Source organism: Sphingomonas sp. AX6, assembly GCF_902506605.1.
Classification (GTDB): Bacteria; Pseudomonadota; Alphaproteobacteria; order Sphingomonadales; family Sphingomonadaceae; genus Sphingomonas.
In genome coordinates, this window is the sequence record NZ_LR733979.1 from 2,651,843 (window position 1) to 2,675,899 (window position 24,057).

The window sequence follows — 24,057 nt, forward strand, 5'->3', positions numbered from 1 at the left end:
GTCATCTCCGGTCCCCCGTGAGCGTCACGCCGATCCGAACCGCGAACCCGTCGGCACGATTTCCGGATAGGTATGCGCGACGCAGATAATCGACATTTCCTGTCAGCGTCAGCCGCTGGCTGATGCGTCGTTCGTAACCGGCACCCAACCGCGTCGCATTGGTCCGCGCCGCCGCGATGACAGGGCCTGTCAGGTCGGCGGCGCGGTATTCGCCCAGCGCAGTGACGCTGCTGGATTCGTTGATACGGTAGCGGAACGTTCCGCCGACAAATGTTTCGCGCTGCAATCCCCCGATGCCGCTGACTTCGTTCTGGAGCGATGCAGTAACGCAGGCCTCAATCCGCTGGGGCCGGTAACAGACATTGCCGCTCCCGCTCAGTCGCGCGCGCCTCTGGCCGTCGGTAATCTGGTAACGGGTCCATTCGACACCCAGCTGGCCACGCGCCTCCAGCGTGCTGGAAAAGCGGTATTCAGCGACGGCGCGAACGCCGATGCCCGACAGATTGCCGACACCTGAGATATTGGTGTTGGTCGCTGTCGCCATCAGCCCGGCGCGAAGCCGTTCGGTCAGCCGCCGGGTCCATTCGGCATCGACATGCCAGGAACGCGTCGATGATAACGGGCTTGGTCGTGCATACCGGATGCGGTCGAAGCCGGCACCCAGCGTCATCCGGTCGCGTGCGCTAACGGTCAGCGTTGCCGTCGTGCGACCAGATATACGCTGCCGAACGCTATTCGGATCGACCGCGAAATCGATGCTGTCGGTCAGTGCATCGATCGGCAATTCGCGCGCATAGGACAGCCGCGCATCTGCAGATAGAAAATCGCTCGCCCGGTGCCGAACAACCGCATCGGCATGACCGGTAACGAAATCGCCGTAGCGGCGCAGATAGCGACGATAGGCCGCCTCTCCATCTATCTCGACAAATGTGGTGGGGCCGGGCTGCAAACGCAATTCGGGCCGTACCGCAAATTCCAATGCAAGCGCCTCGGTGTCGCCACCATCCAGCAGGAACGGGTTGTCGGATGCGATCACGCCGAGATCGGCTTCGATGCTGGTCACGGTCTGCGCACCTGCCGGGGCCGCGGCGACCAGCGCTGCCAGCATCGCGAAACCGGGCGCAAACGCGAACGGGCGGGCGATCCGCTCACGGGATGACAAGAACGTCACCGCTGCCAAGCGTCGGCAAAGCCCGCTGCAGCGCCCCGGCCGACAGCGCGCGGCGGCCTTTTAGGATCATGGTCAGTTCCACCGGTTCGACCACCTGCGACCCGTCGGGCCGCTGGCGCAGAATCACGGCGTTGCGCAGATCGGCAAACTCCGCCGCGCCCCCCGCCATGCTCAGCGCCTGGAGCACGTTGACCTTCGTCCCGCTGGTATAGCTGCCCGCCTCGCGCACCTTGCCGACGACATAAAAGCGCATTTCGGTTGCCGCACGCACCGATACGGTCACGTCCGGCGGCGCGGACCGGTAATTGGTCGAAATGCGTTCGCGGATCTCGTTCGAGATGTCGGATACGTTGCGCCCTTCCGCCTTCACTGTCCCCGCCAGCGGAAATGCGAAGGTGCCGTCGGGTTGGACGCGTACCGCACGCTGCATCCGTTCCTCTCCCCACACGAACACGTCGAGTTCGTCGCCGATGTTGATGCGATACTGCGGGGTAACGGTCGGAGAGGTCGCTGCAGCCGTAGCAGGCGGCACGCTGGTCTGCGCATCGACTGGGCCGATGGGCGCGATCAGCAGCAGCGATCCGAGCGTCAGCCGCACGACCGATGGCACGATGGTTATGGATATCGATGTCACTTTGCCCTCCCACATCGCGCCGAATCCTATGCCTCAACGTTCGCAGCCGACAGTCGGCGATTGCTGCTGGCACTAGAGGGTGGGGAGAAAAGAGTGGGGCGTCTAAAGGGCTTTCTCGCTTGCACGCACGGCCCTTTGTGAAACCACCCTTCTCAGAAACACGAGGGGGGTTCGCCAAGCAGAAATCGGCACAAAATCCCTCATAATCGCGGTCCCCCCGCGTCGGATTCGCATCCCGGGCACCCCCCGCTCGACCGACGGATCGATGCGTCGTCACCCCCTGGCGGCCCGGTCGATGCGCTGGTGGCGCGGGACGAACTGGAGAGGCCCTGACCAATGTCCGACTTAGATTGCTCGCCCGCGCTGCAACCAGTCGCTGCGCGGGTAGAATTTATCGACATGGCCTTTACCGCCGACGACGACGCGCATGTGTTCGACGTGATCCGTAACCGCGATCCCGACGCGCCCTTCGCCTATATCGTCACACCCAATGTCGATCACATTGTTCGACTTCAGCGCAATCGGTCTGACTTATGGCCCGCCTATCGCGCGGCCTGGATGACCCTGTGCGACAGTCGCATCCTCGCACGGCTGGCACGTCGCAGCGGGTTGCCCTTGCCGGTGCTGCCGGGCAGCGACCTGACGATACGGATGATCGAAAAGGTGATCGGGCGCGACGATCGCATCGCCATCCTTGGCGGTGGCGCCGACGGTGTCGCGGCGCTGGCTGATCGTTACGGCCTGCGCGCGGTGGCGCATTACGAACCGCCGATGCGGTTCATCGACGATCCCGCCGCGGTCGAGTGCGCCGCGCGGTTTGCGATCGATGCCCGCGCGCGTTATCATTTCTTCGCCTTGGGGTCGCCGCAGCAGGAAATGCTCGCTTACCGGATCGCGCGGATGGGCGGTGCGACCGGCATTGGTTTCTGCGTCGGCGCCAGTCTCGATTTCCTCACCGGGGCTCAGAACCGTGCGCCTGAGTCGATGCAGCATTTGTCGATGGAATGGCTCTATCGGCTCGGCAGTGATCCGCGACGTTTATGGCGTCGTTACTTGGTCGATGGCCCCGAAATCTTCGGAATCGCACGCGACTGGCGGCGAGCACATCCGGCGGTCGCTCACCGCCCCTAGCGGTTGCTCACGCGATTCGCCTTCCCGGTTTCCCCAATATCAGGCGCCAGCGCTTGCACTAAACTATCGATGGGTAGAACGGGGGTTCACGCACCATGAAGCGACCGGATGCCAAGAGGATACGTAGGCGAAGGACGCATACGCCGCTACAACGCTTGAAACGAAGAGCATTGCTGGCACTTGCGGCGATTGGGGTCCTCGCTCTAGCCGCCCATGCAGCGCCGCGCCTTATTGATCGATCGTCCTCTCAGCAACCGACCGTCACACCAGCGGCACCGCCCCCGCCTGCAACCCGCATTGGCCTCAACCTTTTCGGGCTCAACGATTATTACAGGCAGCAGGTCTTCACCAACCTGATTTCCCAAAGCGAGTGGTTTTCCTCTCGCGGACAAGGCTGGTCATCGATGCCTCCCGATCAGCTTGATGCCGATGGATGGGTGCGCTTTTTACGGCCAGGCCAGACGGCGCCTCGCACGCTCACCATTCCTCCTGCGCCGCTCCGTCCCACTCAAATCCGCTGTACCTGGCAGGGCCGGGGTCAGCTAGACACAGGCGGGATCGCACGCACGATCCAAGTCACGCCAAGCGAGTTGTTGCTGCAGCTAAACCCGGTGGGCGGCGAGGAGGAACGTGGCTGGATCGAACTCAGCCAAACCGATCCGGCCGATCCGCTTCGAGAGATCGATTGCCGGGAAACCGAGCGTCCATCGAAGGAACGCTTCCATCCCGAGTTCATCGATTTTCTCAAAGGGTTCAAGGTGCTGCGGTTTCTCGACTGGCAACGCACCAACGACAACTTTGCCGCGCGCTGGGATGCTCGCAGCACCCCTGCTAGTTCATCGCAAGTGACGAGTGCGGGGGCGTCGGTCGAGGATATGGTCGATCTATCCAACCTGATCGGCGCCGATCCGTGGTTCCTGATGCCGTACCGCGCCGATGCCGCATATATCCGAGCCTTCGCTCGGCTGGTCCACGAACGAGTTGACCCGTCCGCTACGGTCTATGTCGAGCTTGGAAACGAGGTTTGGAACGATCAATTCGAGGCCGCACGACAGGCGCGTGACGAAGGGCTGGCGGCGGGCCTGGGCGGTGGCGACCCCACGCGCGCTCAGGCCATCCGCTACGCCCAAAAACTGTGCCCCGCGATGGCGATCTGGCGCGAAGTTTTTGCCAATCGACCTGGGAAGCTGATTCGCGTCGCTGCCAGCCACAACGCCAATCCCGAAAGCGCGCGGGTGATCCTAGGCCATGCAAAGACGGCCGATTGCGTCGATGCGCTGGCGACTGCGCCCTACATTTGGATCGACCTGGAAGGACAGCGCGTCACAGATCCGAAATGGGTCTTCGACCGGATGCCTGCGACAATCGACGATGTCTTTTCGTTCGCCCACCGCAACCGCGCGATCGCAGCCGAATTCGGCAAGCGCTTTATTGCCTATGAAGGCGGGCAGCATCTGGTGACGCGCGACGTCGAATTCGCGCGCCGCGTCCAGCGTGATTCACTGATGGGTGCGACCTATCGCGCCTATCTGGAGCGGTGGCGGCGCGAGATGGGCGACGATCTCGTCCTTTATGCCTCGACTGCGCCAATCGGTGAATATGGCGCATGGGGACTGCGCGAATATGCCGGACAACCCACAAGTAATGCGCCAAAATTGGAAGCGGTTCGCGCTTTCATAAAGGCGCATCCGTGACCGCCGCGCTGCATCTGGCGGTGGTGTCGGGCGCGGCGATGCTGCTCTATTTGTTCTGCCTCGCCCCTGCTCACGCCCGCGTGCTTGGCAATCGGGTCATCGGAGCAGCGGTAGCGATGCCGATCATCGCCTGGGCGCTTCCCGACGCGCGACTGCTTTACGCGGTGATGCTATTTTGGGTGCCGCTTGTGTCGGGGCGCAGCGACCGCATCGCCCCGGTCTATCTGTTCAGCCTGTTGCTACTGCCAGGGCTCGACGCACCGGCTGCAGCGGGCGCGATTAAGCTGTTCGATTTTGGCGTACACGACGCGCTGGGGTTGGGTGCGGCCGCAGCGTTGCTCGCCGATCGCCGCCGCGCGCACCCACGCGCAATGTTCGACGTCGCAGCAATCGGCATCATTCTCCTGCTCGTCGCTGCGCTGGCGCGGGGCGCCACACCGACCCATTTCCTGAGGGTCGCGATCAACATCATGTTCGATCTCGGCTTACCTTATTTCATCGTCAGCCGCGGGATCACAACGCTGGGCGCCATGCGCGACATGCGTCTGTGGCTGGGCGCAGGCGCGGTCGCGCTGGCAGCGATCCTTCTCTACGAAGTCTCGCGCGCCTGGCCGATCTATAACCAGCTGTACGTCAACTACATGGTGCCGATCGATTATTTCGTGAAGTCGCGCGGCGGACTGCTCCGCGCGGCGGGTCCTTTTCTCGAATCGACCTCGGCTGCGTTCGTCATGGCGATTTGCACCTACGCGCTGTGGCTCGCGCGCGATGCGTTTCGTTCGCGTTTTCATCATCTGCTGGTGTTGGCCATCGCGATCATCGGATTGATGGCACCGCAATCGCGCGGCGCATGGATGGGCTTGTTGCTCGCGGTGGTCGTCGCAATGGCCTATCGCGGGCAATATCTGCGCATCGTTCGCTTGGCGCTGCTGGCAGGGGGGGCTTGGCTGGCGCTGACGATTGCGGCGCAGACATCGGCGACCCTGTCCGAATCGCTTGGCCTTTCGGGAGCCTCCAGTGAAACGTCGGACTATCGCAGGATGCTACTCACGCGCGGGTTGGAGGAGTTTCGCGATAGTCCGGTCTTCGGCTTCGCGCTTCGCGACATTACCGAGCGATTATCCGACCTGCGCCAGGGCGAAGGCATCGTCGATTTCGTCAACGCCTATCTCTGGGTGCTTCTGATCTCGGGTATTGCAGGCTTCACCCTATTCGTAAGCTGCTACGGCCTTTTCATTGGTCAAGCGTTGGGACAAAGGCGGTGGAGCGCGCGGTCCAATGAGCGCATGGATGCTGCCTGCTTCGCCTTGGGTGGCCTTGCAATGGCTGCGTCGATGCTGGTGTTCACCGCGTTCAACGCGCGGCCCGCGGTGTTCGTATTCGCGCTGTTTGGAACCGTGGCCGCGCTAGTGGCTATCCGCGACAGAAATCCGGTTATCACGATGGTTGAGAGCAAATCCGGTACAGAGCCCTCGACGGTCGATCTTCCAGCTCAAACCAAGTGGGCATGGCGCACCAGATAGTCGAACGCCATTCCTGCCAGCACGCCCGCGCCACCGGCCAAGAGAAACACTACCTCATGCCGCATATCGAGCAGCCGAGCACGTTGCAGTTGGATCCATTTGAACAGCAATATTGCCGGCTCCATTAGCCCGACAGCGGCAACCAGTCCGATTTCCTTGCCCATCATGTATCCCGCAGGAGCGGCGATTCCGAGCCAGATCAGGCGCGCAATGCTCGTAAATAGGGTTGCCTGGATCCGTCCGGTCGCGACCAACGCTTCGTTCGCGCTATTCGTGGACAGAGCAAACATTGGCCCTATCGCCAGAAGCTGCAGGTAGACTGCAGCCTTTGCATAAGTGGGCTGATACAGGATCGCGACGACCAGTGGCGCGGAACCCACGAGTCCGCCCGCGGCAAAGCAGTAAAGTAGGGATGGTAGTTGGCGTTTGGCGTAGAAAAGCGCTCTCAGATCCTCGATCCCCTCACGGAATATCTGCGCACAATATGGATAGAGCACGCGGCTGGGATATGCGGCAGTAAAAGCGAGCGGCGCAGTCGCTAGATTGACCGCGAGAATATAAAATCCAAACTCGTTCAGCGGCATCAGGGCTGCCAGCACCCACTTGTCAAATTGCATGATAACAATTGTGATCAAGCTCGACCCGGTTACGAACCGTGCAAACTTCCAGAGCTCAAGCGCATATCCCTTATCGAAACCGAGCCGACGCTTCGAGTTCGGGAACGCGAGATAGCTGAGTGCTGTCTTCGCACCGCTGGCCAGCAGCATGGCGATCAACAATGCCCAATAGTCGCGCCAGATGAAGGCGAGACCTGTGGCGACGACCAACTGGAATAGCGCGACAACCAGCTCGATCGCTGACAATCGCAGCACCATCCGATGACGCAGCGCCGTCATAAGGGTGAGCGACGCAAGGCCGTCAATCAGGAAGCCGGTCGATGCGACGGCGATCAAAAATGCCAGTTCAGGCTTTCCGATCAGATTGGCGATTGGTTGAGACAACCCGGCCATGACCAGCATGATTGCAAGTGATCGGACGATCGCAATCGTCCAAACGGTATCGAGGAAACGCGGTTCTTCGCCGTCGCGGTGGCGCACCACGAAGGGCTGAAAGCCCAGATCGGCCATCATACCCAGCGTAAACGACACTGACGCGATAATTCCCGCGATCCCGAACGCCTCGGGAACCAGCAGCCGGGTGAGCACGACGCTGCTCACCGCGCGCAGTAGATTGGTGAGGATGACTGACGCGAAGACGATGTTCGTGTCGATGAGCGCGAAGTTGGTCAACCGGCGCACAGAGGCACGCGGACTGAAGCGACGATCCGCCCAGCTTGTCATTTCCGGCCCCGGTCCTGGTCCGTGACGATAGTCAAAACTCGAATCCCCCCGGCCGATCGGTCCGCCTCAATTCTATAAACTCGGCACAGGCGGGTCGATCATGGGAAAAGGGATGGTGTTTTCCCGGCTTGTGAGGAGCCACCCTCGCGCGGTTTAATATGGTTGTCGCTCGCACTTGGGGGAGCGCCCGGCCGACCCTTCGGTCATAAGCGGGAAATGAGGATGCGATGCCGGTTCTGAGCTTCGCCGACCTTGGGGGTTATCACAGCCTGGATCTCGGCCAGTGTCGGGAGGCGGGTCGTGTCCGTGCCGCCCAATACCGCTCCGCCGATCCCTACCCCCACATCGTGCTTGATGAATTCATCGACCCCCAATTGCTAAGGCGGGTAATCAGCGAGTTTCCCGACAATAGCGAACGGACCTGCTTTGCGCGGGATCAGGAAAGGCTGAAATTCCAAGTTCGCCCCGACGAGTGCGACGGGGCAGCGACGCGCGCACTTTTTGCCGAACTGAACTCGATGCCGTTCGTCACCTTTCTTTCTGAGCTAACCGGGATCGAGGGCTTAATCGCTGACCCTTATTTCGCAGGCGCTGGCTTGCACGAAATTAGAAGCGGCGGACATCTGAGTATTCATGCCGATTTCCCTCGCCACGAGATTATGGGGCTCGACCGGCGGCTTAACCTGCTGATCTATTTGAACGATGACTGGCAGCAGGAATATGGCGGAGCTCTAGAGCTGTGGGATCGAGAAATGCGCGGTTGTCGAAAGGCGGTGCTGCCGGTCATGGCGCGGGCGGTGATTTTCAACACCGAGGAAGACACGTTCCATGGTCATCCCGATCCGCTAACCTGTCCGCCTGAGCGCACCCGCCGTTCGATCGCAACCTATTACTACACGGCGCCCAAGCGCGATATGATGCGGTTCGAGCGTACCACCGACTTTCGTGCTCGGCCTGGCAGCCACGACAAGCGCGACTGGCAAATCATGTTCCACCATCTGAAGGCCGACTGGCTACCGCCAATCCTTCAGCGACGCCGCGGGGTGTAGGATCATCGAACCTTCCTTGCCGAACCTGATCGCCTGGATCGTGGCGTCGATCGCCGCTGTGCCGGTACTGATGCTGGCCCTCGAATGCTTCGTTGGCTCCCACGCGGCTGCGGTGAGTCCACCTGCCAAAGATGGCCCTCCATTCACGGTGCTTATGCCGGCGCATAATGAAGAGCGCGGGATTGAAGATTCGATCCGGGCAGTTCGCGCTCAAATGCGAAGCCGGGATCAATTGATCGTCATTGCCGACAATTGCAGCGATGGCACCGCCTCGATCGCCCGATCGCTAGGCGCGACCGTCACCGAGCGCGTCGATCCCGACCGGCGAGGCAAGGGCTATGCACTGGAGGCTGCCCGTCCATATGTCGCGCAGGGCCGGAGACGCGCGATCATCGTCGTCGATGCCGATTGTATCCCAGACCGTCACGCGCTTCGTCAACTTGCAGCAACCGCAGTCAACGAGGATGCGGCCGTACAGGCGATCGACCTGCTGAGCGTTCCGGCGAAGGCAACGCCTTTAGTGCGCATCTCCTGCTTTGCATTCCTCGTTAAAAACCTTGTTCGTCAGCGGGCACTGAAACGTTTGGCGGACGTCGCATTGCTTCAGGGCACCGGGATGGCGTTCCCGCAGGCGCTTTATGCGCGGATCGATTGGGGCGGTGGATCACTCGTCGAGGATTTGGACCTAGGCATTCGACTACTGATCGGTGGCGAACGCGTCTTGTTTGAGGATCGAGCTGCCTTCTTCAGTCCTGCGAGTTCGCAGGCAGCAACGGTGGGCCAACGTCGGCGTTGGGAACATGGCATGTTGGATGGGATGGCCCGCAACGTCCCGCGCCTGATCGTCGCAGGCCTCAGGCAGCGACCTGCGCTGCTGATCGTTGCAGCTGACCAGATTATTCCCCCGACCGTGATGCTGATCGCGGCAGTGACTTCGCTATGGCTAACAATGTGGGTCATCGGATTGTTCGGGCCAGCGCTACTATTGACGGGCGCTCTGGCGCTACTCGTGCTGGGCCTTGGTGTGGCGTGGTCGAAGTGCGGACGCGAGATCGTTCCGTTCGATATGCTCGGTCAATCGATCCGATACTTCGCTTGGAAGCTTCCGATTGCGCTTCAGTTCATAACCCGGCGTGAAGGTCGCTGGGTCCGCACCGAGCGAAAGCCATGAGCCGGGACGATCCAGCCCCGCATAGCCAGCCAATCCGTAGAACCGGCTTTGTTGTCATTGGCCGTAACGAAGGCGAACGGCTGCGCACATGCTTGGAAAGCGTCTGCGCGGTTGGAGCGCGTACCGTCTATGTGGATTCGGGGTCGCGCGATGGCAGTGTGGCTTGTGCATATGGGTTCGGCCTTCCGGTCGTCGAGCTCGACCCAGCCAGCCCCTTCACCGCTGCGCGCGCACGAAATGCAGGGGTCGACTGGTTGACGTCACACGCACCGGGGATCGACTTCATCCACTTCATCGACGGTGACTGCGAGTTGTTGCCAGACTGGTTCGCTGTTGCGCACGAAACTCTGGCTGCCGATCCCATGCTAGGTGCGGTGTGCGGACGACGGCGCGAGAGGCATCCCGATGCCAGTCCCTATAACTGGTTGTGTGACGACGAATGGGACACGCCCGTTGGATTGGCGGAGACGACCGGCGGCGATGCTCTATTCCGTCTGGCTGCATTCAAAGACGGACAGGGGTTTTCGCCCGAGCTTATCGCAGGCGAGGAGCCGGACCTGTGCCACCGAGTACGTGCCGCGGGCTGGCGCATACGGCGCATAGGTCATGACATGACTATTCACGACGCGGCGATGAAACGCTTTGCGCAATGGTGGCAGCGCAATCGCCGAAGCGGATACGCAACCGCAGAAGCGCTGGCACGGCGCGGACGCCGTAACCCGCGAATGTGGCGTGAGGTGGTGAGCAATGTCTTTTGGGCGCTGCCTCTCGCTTGGCCTTTTTGGCCGATACTGTGGCTGCGAGTTCGGCACCAAGGTGGCGCAATGAAAGCGAGCTTCATCACGCTGGGCAAGCTCCCGCACTTCCAAGGGCAAATCGATTTCTGGCGCAGCCGCCGCAAGTTGATCGAATATAAATAGGCAAATTTAGGGCCAAAGCCCCCTTCCGGTTTCTTCCTACAGGGTTGTTGAAATAGGCGAGGCTAACGCCGCGACTTACCATGCAACGCCGGAGGGACAGCTGCATGGATGGAATCGATGACCCGCGCCGAATGGTCGAAAACGCAGGCGCGATACCCGCTGCGGATCCTGAAGCAACGGGGCGTTCGCTTCGTGCCATTTTTGTGGGCAACGACAGCCTTCTAGCGGAATGCGCGAACCTATGGATCGCGCGCGGATATTCGATCGTCGCCGTGGTGGCAGCCAATGGTCCTGCGGCGGCCTGGTGCGATGCGACCGGTACGACCAGGATCACACGCCTGGCTGACGTCGATACCCACTCGCTTGGGTCCGTTGATTACCTGTTCAGCATTACCAATCTTCGCGTGTTGCCCACCGCTTTGATCGCCATGCCGCGAATGGCAGCAATCAACTTCCACGACGGGCCGCTGCCAGATTATGCCGGCCTCAATACGCCGGTTTGGGCACTGCTGGCGGGCGAGGCGATGCACGGTGTTACCTGGCATTGTATGACCAATGAGATCGACGCTGGGGACATCGTCGAGCAAGAGCCCATCGCAATCGAGGCTGGTGAAACTGCGCTTTCGCTCAACATGAAATGCTTTGAGGCAGGGCTTCGAAGCTTTGCACGTCTCGCGGACCGTCTGACTGGTGGTACTTTGCGCCGGGTCGTCCAGCGTGATCCAGTGCGGCGTTGGTTCGCTCGCGATCAGCGTCCGGACATGGCCGCGACGATCGATTGGGCCCAAGCTGCAGAAACCATCGCGCGCATGGTGACGGCACTCGACCATGGTAGCTATCGTAATCCGCTCGGTGCGCCCAAGGCTTTGGTCGACGAGACGCTGGTCTTGGTACAGCAGCTCGAAATATTGACGACCAGGTCGGGCCAAGAACCGGGATCAGTGGTAGCCGCGGGAGCCACACCCATCATAGCGACCGCTACCAATGACGTCCGCATTCTCCACTTCACAGATTGTGACGGCAAGATCCTGGCTCAATGGCCCGGTATGGTGGGAGCGGTATTGCACGTTCCGGGCGGCGAGCAACGGATAGCCCTCAATGCCCTCGACGCCGCTGCGGCGACGTACGAAAATTGGTGGGGCAGGCATCTATCAGCTCGAGACCCGCTGCTGCTCCCGGTCTTTCGCGCCGCAGATCAAGGCACGACGCGTTACACGGTCGAACAATCTGCCACCCCCGCACTCCCGCCAAACCAGGTCCTCGCAGCTTTGATCACCTTGCTTGGCCGAACAGCGGATCGAGGCAAGATCAGTGTGGGCTATGGAGATCCGGTCCATTCGACGCGCATCGGCTCGCTGCGTCCATGGTTTGCCGACGAGTTGCCATTACAGGTCGAACTCGATTGGACTGCTCCGCTTTCTGCGGTCCAGAACGCGCTGACTTTAGAAATCGCAGCACTGCACAGGCGGGTCGGCGTGCCACGCGACTTAATTGCTCGCAGCCCCGACCTGCGCAATCAAAGTTTCGCGCATCCGGTCTCAATACGACTGGTCGATCAATTGGCCGACGCGCGGTTTGACGCGCGAACGGTGATCGGTGTCGCGATTGAAGCATCAACCGGACGATTGGCGTGGAACTACGATCCAACAAGGGTTGACGCGGGAGCCGTACGAGATCTGCAAAGCGCCTATAAGGCGCTCACAGGTGACGCCGTTGCTTTTTCGGACAAGCCAATCTGCGATCTAGCGTTGATGTCCAACGTGGACCTTGGTGAATTGAACGCCGTCAGCACTGGCCCGGACTCGCCATTCGATGCGGATTGCGGTATCCATTCTTTGTTCGCCGCCCAGGCCGCTCGAACACCTGATAAAGCCGCTGTCACCTCGCGCGGGATATCGCTCACCTATTCCGAGCTGGACGCCCGATCGAGCCGATTGGCGTGGCATCTGGCGGGTTTGGGCGTTGGACCAGATACGCTCGTCGGTCTCCACCTCGAACGGTCTGTCGATCTCGTGGTGGCGATCTTAGGAATACACAAAGCGGGAGGCGCCTATGTGCCGCTCGATCCCGCATATCCCGCCGACCGACTGGCACATATGATTTCGGATTCAGGATTGACCGCGATCGTCACACAGCATTCGCTCGCGAGGGAGTTACCAACGACAGGCGCCCGGATCATCGAACTCGACGGCGATGCTGGCCTAATCCAGGCTATGTCGGATGCCGGGTTCGACGGCGGGGCGGGCGAAGCGAACCTCGCTTATGTCATCTATACCTCGGGCTCGACTGGCAAACCGAAGGGCGTGATGGTCGAACACCGCAACGTCGCGAACTTCTTTGCGGGGATGGATGAGCGGCTCGACGATGACGGCGTTTGGCTAGCGGTCACCAGTCCGAGCTTCGATATATCGGTGCTCGAACTGTGCTGGCCGCTTACCCGCGGATATCACGTCGTGATCGCAACCGAGCGGGAGGTGCGTGGCGACGTCGCGCCATCCCAGCCTGCTGTTAACGATGCCCGTTCGCTCAGGTTCAGCCTCTTCTATTTCGCAAGCGCAGCCAACGACGGCACCAGCAACGCAGACCAGTACCGACTACTGCTGGAAGGCGCTAAATTTGCCGACACCCATGGTTTCGAAGCGGTCTGGACGCCCGAGCGGCATTTTCATGAATTTGGGGGTCTCTACCCCAACCCCTCGGTGATCTCGGCAGCGATCGCTGTCTCCACATCACGGGTGCAAATCCGTGCTGGGAGCTGCGTGGCACCGCTTCACCATCCGGCGCGCATCGCGGAAGAATGGGCGCTGGTCGATAACCTTTCGAACGGACGGGTTGGCATCGCCTTCGCATCGGGTTGGCAGCCGAACGACTTCTTGCTGCGCCCTGACAACTTCGCCGACAAGAATGCCGCGCTCATGCAAACCGTTGGCGATGTGCGGGCCCTGTGGCGCGGCGAGAAGCGCAGCTTTCCGGGACCACTTGGTACACCTGTTGAAATCGGTGTTTTTCCGAGCCCGGTGCAGACAGAGCTGCCTTTCTGGATTACATCGGCTGGTAACCCCGAAACCTTTGCCGCAGCCGGCCGGGCCGGCGCTAACCTGCTGACTCATCTGCTTGGACAAAGTGTAGCGGAGGTAGCAGTCAAGCTCGATGCCTATCGGCGCGCTTGGCGCGAGGCAGGGCACCCCAGCGACGGGCATGTGACGATGATGCTCCATAGTTTCGTTGGTGATGACGCCGACGAGGTTCGGCGCATCGCCCGCGGCCCGATGATCGAGTATCTTCGAACCTCTACCAGCCTGCTCAAACAATATGCCTGGTCGTTCCCGGCATTCCGGCGACCCGAAGGTGCCGACGCCGCTGAGCAGCCCGATCTGGCAAGCTTAAGCCCTGAGGAAACCGATGCGCTACTGGAACATGCGTTTGAGCGTTATTTCGATACCGCCGGGTTGTTCGGAACGCCGGAAAAATGCGTCGATCTAGTCCATCAACTGGCGGCGGTCGGGGTAGATGAGATCGGTTGCCTGATCGACTTCGGTATCGCGACTCAAACGGTCCTCGACCAACTGCCTCAGCTCGACATGCTGCGCCGATTGGCAACTGCGCCGCGTGCGACCAGCACCGAACAACCGCTGCACAAGCTGATTGCGCGGCACAAAGTGACGCACCTCCAATGCACACCATCGCTGGTTCAAATGCTGGCAACCGATCGCGCGTCCCGCGAGGCGCTTCGTGGGCTGAAGCGGTTGATGGTCGGCGGGGAGCCCTTCCCCGTTTCGCTTGCGGAGGACATGACCCAGTTGGTCGGCGGCACGGTAATGAACATGTACGGCCCGACCGAGACGACAATCTGGTCGGCGGTTCAATCACTCGAAACTAATTCAAGCGGCCCGCCGCCGCTCGGAACCCCCCTTGCCAACCAGCAGCTTCACGTCGTCGATAGCCGGATGCGTCCCGTGCGCCCTGGCACGCCCGGCGAGCTGCTCATCGGAGGCGCGGGGGTCGTGCGTGGTTACCACGCGCGTCCCGAACTGACTGCCGATCGGTTCGTGCTCGATCCCTTTAAGGACGGACGCGCCTATCGTACCGGAGACGTCGTGCGGCGCTCAAGCAGCGGCCGGATCGAGTTCCTCGGTCGTGTCGATCATCAGATCAAGATACGCGGCTACCGGGTCGAGCTGGGCGAAATAGAAAGCGCGCTACAGGAATACCCGCAGATACGAGAGGCGGTGGTTGTTGCACGCCATGAGGGTGGGGTCGCACGGCTGATTGCATATTACGTTTCCGACGAAACGATCGCGAACGATGCGCTGCGTACATCGATGGCCCGCAACCTTCCTGACTTCATGATCCCGTCGACCTTCGTGTCACTCCCCGTCATGCCGCGAACACCCAACGGAAAAATAGACCGCGCAGGCTTGCCCGATCCAACCGTCACGCCCGTCGCAATAGAGACTTCGCGCACCACTGACACGCCGCTTCAAGCCCAGATCGCCGCGATATGGCGCGATGTGCTCAAGGTGCCGTCTGTGGGCTTGCACGACAATTTCTTCGATCTGGGCGGGCATTCGCTGCTGGTGGTGCAAGCGCATCGACGGCTCGTCGAAATCGTTGAGTCTCCGGTCAGCCTGACCGATCTGTTCCGCTTTCCGACCGTAGAGGCGTTAAGCGCGCATCTCGGAAACGGACCGTCCGCCGGAAATCGGGTCGACACCGGCGGGCGAGACCGTGCGCGCAGTCGGCGGCTGGCGATGCAACGCCGCGCCTATGGCGGTGCCAATGTAACAGTCGGAGGGTGAGCGGGGTGTTGCAATATCGCAGTGAGTTCGATCCGGCGGCCAGCGATAATGCTGAGAACGCCATCGCGATCGTCGGGATGGCGTGCCGGTTCGCAGGCGCGCGGTCGATCAACAGCTATTGGGACTTGCTGGCCGAAGGGCGCGAAGGTGTCGAGGACTTAAGCGAAACGGCGCTTCTCGCCGCAGGGGTTTCCGCCACGACCTTGCGCAAGCCCAACTATGTCCGTCGCGCTGCGCCGCTCGAGGACATGGAATGTTTCGACGCGGGGCTGTTTGGGCTATCCCCGCGCGACGCGGCGATCATGGATCCGCAGCACCGCCACTTCCTGGAATGCAGTTGGGAAGCACTGGAAAATGCGGGCCATGTGCCGCACCGTTTCGGCGGCGCGATCGGCGTGTTCGCAGGCTCGGGGCACAACGCTTACATGCCCTATCACTTGCTCACCAACCGAAAACTGGTGCGCGATGTCGGGCTGTTCCTGCTTCGACACACCAGCAATGACAAGGATTTCCTGACAACCCGGGTATCCTATCTGCTTAACCTGACCGGCCCCAGCATCAACGTCCAGACCGCGTGTTCGACCTCGCTGGTTGCCGTCCATATGGCAGCGCAAAGCCTTCTCTCGGGCGAATGCGACATGGCGATCGCGGGCGGCGCATCGATCGAGCTGCCGCACCGTCAGGGTTACATCTACGAACAAGGCGAAATCCTCTCGCCCGACGGCCATTGCCGCCCGTTCGATGCGCAATCGCAAGGGACGGTGTTTGGCAGCGGTGTGGGCGTTGTCGTGCTTCGTCGGTTGGCCGAAGCGGTAGAGGCGGGCGACCATATATACGCAGTCATCCGCGGTTCGGCGATCAACAATGACGGCGCTGGCAAGGTTGGTTATCTCGCCCCGAGTGTTGATGGGCAGGCGCGCGCAATCGCCGAGGCGCTAGCAATCGCCGATGTCGATGCCGACACGATCTCATATGTTGAGACCCACGGCACCGGCACCCCGGTCGGCGACCCGATCGAGATCGCCGCGTTAACCGAAGCATTCCGCGAAACCAGTGACCAGGTCGGGCAATGCGCAATCGGATCGGTCAAAGCCAACATCGGCCATACCGACACGGCTGCAGGCACAGCGGGCCTTATCAAAATTGCGTTGTCGCTGCATCACGAGGCGTTGCCACCATCAATCAATTACGCAGCACCAAATCCGGCTTGCGCGTTCGGAGGCACCCCCTTTTTCGTGCAGAGCCGACTTTCCAGTTGGGCTCGGGGCGGCCGACCACGGCGTGCGGGGCTCAGTTCGCTCGGAGTGGGAGGAACTAATGCTCATGCGGTAATCGAAGAAGCGCCCATCCGCTCGGCCGGATCGACTTCGCGGCCGCTACAATTGCTGACCGTCTCTGCCCGCTCGGCGACGGCGCTAACCACCAATGCAACAGAGTTGAGCGCTCATTTCGCCAGCCATAGCACCGATCTTGCGGATGCCGCCTACACGCTGTCCAACGGACGTTCTGCACTCCCACTTCGTCGATGTGTGGTTGCTGGTAACGTAGCGGAAGCTAGCGAAGCGCTGGCGGCCGTCGCGGCGCGTACTGACACTCCGACCGCTTGCCTACCAAATCGCGAAGCGGCGTTTATGTTCTGCGGCGCAGGCTCGCAGCATGTCGATATGGCACGCCGTCTTTACGACCACGAAGCGCAGTTCCGCTCCTCGATCGACGCAGCCTTGGAAGCGCTCGACCTCATAGGCGTGCCTGAAGTTCGTCGCTGGTTGTTCCCGGTGGAGACCGACCGCGCCAAAGCCACCGCAGCGCTCGAACGCCCGTCGATCGCCCTGCCTGCGCTGTTTACGGTTCAAGTTGCGCTTGCGCGGCTTTGGATTTCGCTTGGCATTCGCCCGACCGGTATGATCGGCCACAGCTCGGGTGAATATGCCGCCGCGCACATCGCAGGGGTGATCGACCTCGAAAGCGCGCTGCGCATCGTAAGTGCGCGCGGCCGGCTATTCGAGACGGTTGAGCGCGGCGGCATGCTGAGCGTTCCACTCAGCGAAGCCGAACTTGACCCCCTCCTTCCCCCCACCCTCTCCATCGCGGCAATCAACGCACCGAAGCTATGTGTTGTGTCGGGCGCCGCCGACGAGGTTACAAAGTTGCAAGCCTCGCTGGCTGCACGGGAGATTGAGGCGCAGGTCGTCCGGATCTTGGTTGCTGCCCATTCGCCCATGCTTGACCCCATCCTCCCGCAGTTCCGCGCGCTGATGGAAACGATCACGTTACGCCCGCCGCAACTTCCTTTCGTGTCCAATTTGACCGGCGACTGGATTTCGGATGCCGAGGCAACCAGTCCCGACTATTGGGTCCGTCATCTCCGTCAGACTGTCCGGTTCACCGATGGGTTGCAGCGCTTGTTGGACGACCCTTCCCGCGCGTTGTTGGAAGTCGGCCCCGGGCGTTCGATGGCGAGCCTTGTGCGTCAACATCCAGAGCGGTCGCGGGACCAACCGGTGCTCAGCTCCCTTCCCCACCCTGACCAACCCGTTGCTGAAGATCGGTTCTTCTGGTCGAGCGTGGGCGAGTTTTGGACGCTGGGTGGCTCGATCGATTGGGATGCCTATTGGGATGGCGAACGCCGCCTGCGCGTTCCGCTTCCGACCTACAGCTTTGATCGCCAGCGGCACTGGATTGAAGCCGGAACGATTGCCGACAGGGATGTCGATGATGGAGAGGCACCTGAGCGGATCGACGATCCCGTTGACTGGCTTTTCGCTCCCGTCTGGACCCGCGGCGCGGATAAGCCCTTCAAACCTACCAAAGGCCCGGCTTTGGTTCTCGACGATGGTTTGGGTCTGGGTGCGGCCATCTCGGCGGAACTCCGAGAAGTCGACTGTGATGTAGTCCTCGTTCGGACAGGGCGTCGGTTTCGCGAAACTGCGCACGGATTCACAATCGCCCCCGCAAACCGCGACCATGCCGACGAGCTATTCCAACGGCTGGCCGCGACCAATCGCTTGCCGACGCAGATCTACCATTGTTGGTCGGTAACCGGGGACCGGCGCGTGGTGCACGATGCGCTGCTCGATCTCGGGTTTTTCAGCCTCACCGCGCTCGCGCGCACAGTCTCGCACCATGCCGATGAGATGCCGGTTCGTATCGCACTGATCACTGACCGTGCCCAGCGCGTCGCGGCGGACGCTCCACCGATGCCAGCCAAGGCTAGTATGATTGGCGGGTCGCAAGTCATTGCGACCGAATATCCCGCGCTGAAGCTATGCCCGATCGACCTCAGCCTGCCTACAGCACAAAACCGGCGCGGTCTCTCGGAGCTGGCTCGGGCAGTAATCAGCGAACTTGCCGATGTCGATCGGCCGACTCCGGTCGCGCTGCGAAGCAGAGAGCGCTGGGTGCGCGATTATCAGCAGGCCCGCTCCGCGATGGATCCACACGCGCCAGCCATCCGCGGCGACGGCGTCTATCTGATCACCGGAGGACTTGGCGGGATAGGCCTGACTATCGCGCGCGACCTGGCAGCAAAGGGCGCGCGTGTCGCGCTTTTGACCCGCACCGCATTGCCTCCTCGTAACCGGTGGCCCGACTTGCTAGCTGCGCCTGAAACCCCGGCCGCCACAGCCGATCGCATTCGCCGGCTTATGACGCTCGATGCAACGAGCGCGCGCGTCGAATTGGTCACCGCCGACGTCGCCGACCGCCGCGCGATGCGACGCGCCGTCGTGCATATCAGGCGCACGCTTGGCCCAATCACCGGCGTCTTCCACACTGCGGGCACTCTCGACGACGCCTTACTCGAGGATCGCTCGCGCGGGGCGATGGATGCGGTGCTACGGCCAAAGATTGCGGGTACGCTTGCCTTGGCCGAGGCATTGGCGCGCGAGACGCCAGAGTTTTTCCTTCTCTTCTCCTCAATTAGCGCCTTTGCCGGACTGCCAGGACAAAGCGATTATGCCGCCGCGAATGCCTTTTTGGACGCTTATGCCGATGCCCGCCTCGACGACCCCTCAACCCGCGTGGTGTCGATTGGCTGGAGTCAGTGGCGCGAAGTTGGCATGACCGCGAAGCTTGGGACCGGGCCTGGTTCCGAAGCAGCGCCCCCCGAGCTGCTGGAAGGGGGCACCGAGATAGGCCATCCATTTCTTGAACGTATCCACCGCCTTTCCCACGACTGCATGGTGGCGACCGCAACCCTCTCGCCCGATCGGCACTGGTTGCTTAACGAGCACCGTCTCGAGGGCTTGGGCGCGTTGATTCCGGGAACTGGCTATCTCGAGCTGGCGCGCGCCGCCTATTCGATGGTCGAACCCGGCGCGTTCGCGTTCAGCGACTTGCTCTTTCTGTCTCCCTTTACGGTGGCCGATGGTGCGGAACGGGAATTGCGCGTTCGGCTCGACCGTCGCAGTGGCCGTGACTGGCGGTTCGCTATCCTCGGGAAGTCGGATGACGGTGTATGGGTCGAGCACGCGACCGGTACGATTGGTAGTTTAGACGCAGAAACCCCTGAGAATTTGGACGTGGCCCAACTGCTGGCGGCATACTCCGACCATAGCAATGGCCCGCGAGGTAAAAGCGCGCTGCTGTCCTTCGGACAACGCTGGAACAACGTTACCGATAGTTCAGCAGGTGCCGGAGCCATGCTGCTTCACCAGACCCTGTCCGACGCGTTCCAGCCCGACCTCGAAGGCGTCGCGCTGCACCCTGCCCTTCTCGATCTCGCAACTGCAGGCGCCCAAACGCTGATTCCGAGCTACGATCCCGCGCGCGATTTTTTCGCCCCATTTGCCTATCGGCGGATCGCGGTTCATGCGCCCCTTCCATCACGGATCATCAGCCATATTCGCTACCGTGGTCCCAGCGACGCGAACGCGACCACGGCGGCGTTCGACATTACCATTGCTGACCAGGACGGCCTGGTGCTCGCCGAAATCGAAGAGTTTACGATGATGCGGGTGCGCGAACCGGCGCGCATGGCAAATAGTGTTCGTCCTACTCCTATCGTGGCGTCTCGCGCGGCAGCGCTTGATCGGCTGGAGGGACTTCTACCCGAGCAGGGTTTGGCAGCGATCGACCGAGTGCTTGCGGGATCGCGCGGGTCGCACTTAATTGTCTCACCCTACCCGCTCCTACCCTTGCTTGCCCATCTTCGCGCTCCTCGGGTCGCACCGAGGGTTCCCGCCCCCGACGGAGATGCCGCAGTCGAACTGCCCGTAACCGCGATGGAACGCGTCGTAGCAACATTTTGGGAAGACCTATTGGGCGTTGCGCCAGTCGGGCGTCACGACAATTTCTTCGATCTAGGCGGCCATTCCCTTCTGGCTGTTCAGTTCGCAAACCGCTTCCGCAAGCAAACGGGCAAATCGCTCCCGCTATCGGCGATGCTGGATACGCCCACCGTCGCCAATCTGGCCCTGATCGCAGACCCGGATAGTGCAGTCCTGCACGTCGAAGGCGACGCTGGTTCCCCGGTTCAGATTCCCGACATCGTGACCATCCGGCCGGGCGGAGAGAAAACACCCGTCTTCTTCGTCCATGACGGTCTCGGCGAGACACTGCTTTACCGTGGGCTTGCTCTGCGTATCGATCCCACTCGCCCAGTATTGGGGATTGAACCACGCCGCACGCCTAACGGCGGCTTCGCACACACTCGAATTGACGAAATGGCAGCGGACTATGTCGCGCGTCTGCGCGTTGCGCAGGCCAGCGGCCCCTATCTGCTAGCCGGGCTATGTGCCGGGGGAGTGATCGCGTTTGAAATGGCGCGGCAGCTCGATAAGCTCGGCGAGCGCGTGGCCTTTGTCGGGATCATCGATGCTGCCGACGTCGCGGCAACAAAGCGCAGGTTCTACCTCACCCGCCAGCGGATGGAGCGACTGTCGATACTGTTTCGCGAAGGTACACACCCGCGGACGGTTGTGACGCTTGCGCGTCGCGTCGCTAATGCGGTGATCTGGGAAATCGGCTCGCGACTGCGCCGACTGAAGGATCGCCAAAAGGTACGGCAAATAGAAGAGAGTGCCGCCGCCCCAAGCGGAGCGACAATCGAATTTTTACCGCTTTATGAGGTTGCCCACACGCGACACCAGCCCGCTGGGCTATTGTCGACGGGGCAGGTCACGCTGTTCAAGGCGAATACTGGCAATGGCACGATCGAAGATATTCCCTATCAGGAAATCTACAGCGACATTCTGCTCGGATGGGGTCGGCGCGTAGCCGATGAGGTAGGCTTGGTGTCAGTGCCGGGCGGGCATGGCAGCGCGCTTCAGGAGCCCCATGTCGCTACGCTTGCAGTTCATTTTCAAGCAGCGATCGACCGGGCGATGATCGATGCCGAACCAAGGTCGCCAGAACTTGCGGAGACCCCGATCGACGAGGCGTTGCTCACGCTGGCGGCCGAATGACCATGGTCGCGCAATCCCCCTCGATCGACGTGATTATCGTCAACTATTGTACAGGCTCACTGGTCGTCGCCAGCCTAGCCAGTTTGGAGGCAGAGCGTCTGTTGGTACCCAAGTTGCGCGCGATTGTTGTCGATAATGCTTCTCCAGACGGATCGGGCGACCTCATCGCGCAGGCGGTTGAGGCGCGCGGATGGGATTGGGTCAAAGTTTTGCGGTCACAACGCAATGGGGGGTTCGGCGCAGGCAATAATCTTGGAATCAACTGGGCACTGGAGCGCTCCGACGCCGCCGAGCTTTATTGGCTCCTCAACCCCGACACGATCGTGCAGCCATGTGCCGCCTCAGCCCTCACGCAATTCATGGAGGCGGAACCGCTGGCGGGGATCGCGGGCAGCGCATTATTGGAGGCTGACGAGACCCCTTGGCCGTTTGCATTCCGATTTCCCACAATTCTTGGCGAAGTCGAACGTGCCGCACGGTTGGGACTGCTTTCCCGCATACTCAAGAAACGCGCAGTAATGCGAGCGATGGGCAGCGCGCCTGAACGCGTCGATTGGGTTTCCGGCGCCAGCTTCGTCATTCGGCGCGCCCTTCTCGAGCAAGGGTTGCGCTTCGATGAGTCCTTTTTCCTTTATTATGAGGAGACCGATTTCTGCCTCCACGCCGCACGTGCCGGATGGGAATGTTGGTATGTGCCCGGCGCGGTCGTGCTTCACGTGGCCGGTCAAAGCACAGGCGTAACCGGTCACCAACTCGCATTGAAGCGATTGCCATCCTACTGGTTTAGGTCCCGGCAGTATTATTTCTTAAAGAACCACGGTCGGGTTTACGGCATGTTGGCCGATATTGCCTGGATGTCCGGGCACATTGTCGCAGTGATTAAAGCGCGTCTCCGTGGTGCATCATCGGTTGATCCGCCGTGGCTACTGATCGACTTTCTCCGCCATTCGGCCTTCATGCCTCAACGGCTGAACCGCGACTGGAGCGCGACGGGGGGTGCGTGAACGAGCCGCCGCAATTCTCAACGAATTGGGCATCACTGCCCAGCTAGTCGCTACGCCCGGTGCCCCACTAACGCTGTGGATGGCCACCGAATGGCCGCGGCCTGATTTGCGGCACCGGTCGCTGCTCTCCAGTGGCGAGATCGAACGTGCGGGTCGTCTGCGGAGCGCGCGGCTTCGCGATCGCTTCATCGTAGCCCACGCAGCACGCTGCGTGATCATCGATTCGATGTTTGGTGTTACTTGTTGCGACCAGATTGTGGGACTGGGGCCGCGGGGGAAACCCTGCCTGGTTGATCGCCCCGAGATCCAGTTCAATCTCAGCTACAGCCAGAACCGGTTCGCGATCGCAGTTGCACGCGATATCCCCATCGGGATCGACATCGAGCATTTGCGCACAATCGAGGATGCGGTTGCGTTGGCAACGCTCCACTATTCTCTGTCTGAACTCGACGCGCTGGCAGAACAGCCTTCTGGCAGCGAAGGGTTTGATCGGATTTTTTTGAGTGTGTGGACCCGTAAGGAAGCCTTTCTGAAGGCTCTCGGTCGGGGTCTGGGCGATTTGCCGCTCCATGAGATCGACTGCGGCGCTTTTCGAACTGAGACGGTGCGGATGGGTGATCGCCAAATCCGCACCGACACGACCCTAACCAGTTCTTATCTAGTTTCTTGGGCTTGGGAACATATCGGTTGTTTAACGGGCTCAAGCCGCAAACGGCAGCTCTGAATGCCGATCTTGATTGAGTAGCCCTTCACGAATGACATGCGCGATCATATGCGCACGATTTCTGGTCCTGGTCTTCAAACGCACGTTTTCGACATGTCGCTCAACAGTACAAGGCGAAATGTCCAGTTCAATTGCAGCCTCTTTTGCCGAAAGACCGAGTGAAACGAGGTAGAGCACCTCGGATTCACGATTGGTCAAACGAATCAGTTCTTCTATTTGTCGTGGCATTGGATCCTCCTTCTGTCATGTCCCTCCCCTAGGATCACCACCGGGATCATCATCTCAATTCGTCGTAATGTCTCGCACGATTCTGGGTAGCGGCAACCCAATGGTGCACCCGTCCGTGCACCTGTTTTGGGGGGTTGCAGGTCTTTCGAATAGGCGGCGCGATCCAAAAGGATAATTTGCGCCGGAATCGTGGGGTTTTTGCGATATCGCAAAGCATCAAGCCATTGTTCGCTCTGGAGTTTTTAACCGATTAGGCGGGTCGCCG

The 24,057-nt window shown here is 61.0% G+C and carries 14 protein-coding genes; 10 read left to right on the forward strand and 4 right to left on the reverse strand.

Annotated features, from left to right (window positions below; translation table 11 throughout):
- Position 1: 1 nt before the first annotated feature.
- A complete protein-coding gene (locus tag ENHY17A_RS12790; protein ID WP_236547953.1) occupies positions 2 to 1,171 on the reverse strand; it encodes a hypothetical protein in 1,170 nt (389 codons plus the stop codon).
- The gene (locus tag ENHY17A_RS12795; protein WP_236547954.1) at positions 1,149 to 1,805 is read right to left on the reverse strand and encodes a polysaccharide biosynthesis/export family protein; all 657 of its coding nucleotides are present in this window, start codon (positions 1,803 to 1,805) and stop codon (positions 1,149 to 1,151) included. The genes ENHY17A_RS12790 and ENHY17A_RS12795 overlap by 23 nt, the downstream gene beginning before the upstream one ends.
- 336 nt (positions 1,806 to 2,141) lie before the next feature.
- Here ENHY17A_RS12795 and ENHY17A_RS12800 point away from each other — a divergent pair, with 336 nt between their 5' ends.
- The 3 genes from ENHY17A_RS12800 (at position 2,142) to ENHY17A_RS12810 (ending at position 6,153) form a co-directional block, all read left to right on the forward strand.
- Complete coding sequence (locus ENHY17A_RS12800) at positions 2,142 to 2,936, forward strand: WecB/TagA/CpsF family glycosyltransferase (RefSeq protein ID WP_159713252.1); 795 nt, start codon at positions 2,142 to 2,144, stop codon at positions 2,934 to 2,936.
- Between the two features lie 593 nt (positions 2,937 to 3,529).
- Positions 3,530 to 4,630, forward strand: coding sequence for a hypothetical protein (locus tag ENHY17A_RS12805; protein WP_159713254.1), 1,101 nt, complete (start codon positions 3,530 to 3,532; stop codon positions 4,628 to 4,630).
- Positions 4,627 to 6,153, forward strand: coding sequence for an O-antigen ligase family protein (locus ENHY17A_RS12810; RefSeq protein ID WP_159713256.1), 1,527 nt, complete (start codon positions 4,627 to 4,629; stop codon positions 6,151 to 6,153). The genes ENHY17A_RS12805 and ENHY17A_RS12810 overlap by 4 nt, the downstream gene beginning before the upstream one ends.
- Here the strand turns inward: ENHY17A_RS12810 and ENHY17A_RS12815 are convergent.
- On the reverse strand, positions 6,123 to 7,493 hold the full coding sequence (locus ENHY17A_RS12815; protein WP_159713258.1) for an oligosaccharide flippase family protein: 1,371 nt from the start codon (positions 7,491 to 7,493) through the stop codon (positions 6,123 to 6,125). The two genes, ENHY17A_RS12810 and ENHY17A_RS12815, sit on opposite strands and share 31 nt — an antisense overlap.
- Positions 7,494 to 7,720: 227 nt before the next feature.
- On the opposite strand from ENHY17A_RS12815, the gene ENHY17A_RS12820 reads away from it, so the two are divergent.
- From ENHY17A_RS12820 to ENHY17A_RS12850, 7 genes are all read left to right on the forward strand, one after another.
- On the forward strand, positions 7,721 to 8,542 hold the full coding sequence (locus ENHY17A_RS12820; RefSeq protein WP_159713260.1) for a 2OG-Fe(II) oxygenase: 822 nt from the start codon (positions 7,721 to 7,723) through the stop codon (positions 8,540 to 8,542).
- Between the two features lie 16 nt (positions 8,543 to 8,558).
- Complete coding sequence (locus ENHY17A_RS12825) at positions 8,559 to 9,713, forward strand: glycosyltransferase family 2 protein (protein ID WP_236547955.1); 1,155 nt, start codon at positions 8,559 to 8,561, stop codon at positions 9,711 to 9,713.
- The gene (locus tag ENHY17A_RS12830; protein ID WP_236547957.1) at positions 9,710 to 10,633 is read left to right on the forward strand and encodes a glycosyltransferase family 2 protein; all 924 of its coding nucleotides are present in this window, start codon (positions 9,710 to 9,712) and stop codon (positions 10,631 to 10,633) included. Before ENHY17A_RS12825 ends, ENHY17A_RS12830 begins: the two co-directional genes overlap by 4 nt.
- Positions 10,634 to 10,737: 104 nt before the next feature.
- On the forward strand, positions 10,738 to 15,432 hold the full coding sequence (locus ENHY17A_RS12835; protein WP_201296399.1) for a MupA/Atu3671 family FMN-dependent luciferase-like monooxygenase: 4,695 nt from the start codon (positions 10,738 to 10,740) through the stop codon (positions 15,430 to 15,432).
- A gap of 5 nt (positions 15,433 to 15,437) precedes the next feature.
- Complete coding sequence (locus ENHY17A_RS12840) at positions 15,438 to 21,836, forward strand: type I polyketide synthase (RefSeq protein ID WP_236547966.1); 6,399 nt, start codon at positions 15,438 to 15,440, stop codon at positions 21,834 to 21,836.
- Positions 21,833 to 22,840, forward strand: a complete 1,008-nt coding sequence (locus ENHY17A_RS12845) for a glycosyltransferase family 2 protein (RefSeq protein WP_159713264.1) — start codon at positions 21,833 to 21,835, stop codon at positions 22,838 to 22,840. The genes ENHY17A_RS12840 and ENHY17A_RS12845 overlap by 4 nt, the downstream gene beginning before the upstream one ends.
- A gap of 79 nt (positions 22,841 to 22,919) precedes the next feature.
- Entirely contained in the window at positions 22,920 to 23,564 is a 645-nt protein-coding gene (locus ENHY17A_RS12850; protein WP_159713266.1) for a 4'-phosphopantetheinyl transferase family protein, read from the forward strand.
- On the opposite strand, the gene ENHY17A_RS12855 is transcribed toward ENHY17A_RS12850, so the two are convergent.
- On the reverse strand, positions 23,541 to 23,792 hold the full coding sequence (locus tag ENHY17A_RS12855) for a response regulator transcription factor (protein WP_159713268.1): 252 nt from the start codon (positions 23,790 to 23,792) through the stop codon (positions 23,541 to 23,543). The genes ENHY17A_RS12850 and ENHY17A_RS12855 overlap by 24 nt on opposite strands.
- Between the last annotated feature and the right edge of the window lie 265 nt (positions 23,793 to 24,057).

Coding starts and splice junctions, on each gene's coding strand:
- ENHY17A_RS12800 (WP_159713252.1), top strand. CDS start 2,142: ATGTCCGACTTAGATTGCTCGCCCGCGCTGCAACCAGTCGCTGCGCGG.
- ENHY17A_RS12815 (WP_159713258.1), bottom strand. CDS start 7,493: ATGACAAGCTGGGCGGATCGTCGCTTCAGTCCGCGTGCCTCTGTGCGC.
- ENHY17A_RS12820 (WP_159713260.1), top strand. CDS start 7,721: ATGCCGGTTCTGAGCTTCGCCGACCTTGGGGGTTATCACAGCCTGGAT.
- ENHY17A_RS12830 (WP_236547957.1), top strand. CDS start 9,710: ATGAGCCGGGACGATCCAGCCCCGCATAGCCAGCCAATCCGTAGAACC.
- ENHY17A_RS12835 (WP_201296399.1), top strand. CDS start 10,738: ATGGATGGAATCGATGACCCGCGCCGAATGGTCGAAAACGCAGGCGCG.
- ENHY17A_RS12845 (WP_159713264.1), top strand. CDS start 21,833: ATGACCATGGTCGCGCAATCCCCCTCGATCGACGTGATTATCGTCAAC.
- ENHY17A_RS12850 (WP_159713266.1), top strand. CDS start 22,920: ATGGCCACCGAATGGCCGCGGCCTGATTTGCGGCACCGGTCGCTGCTC.
- ENHY17A_RS12855 (WP_159713268.1), bottom strand. CDS start 23,792: ATGCCACGACAAATAGAAGAACTGATTCGTTTGACCAATCGTGAATCC.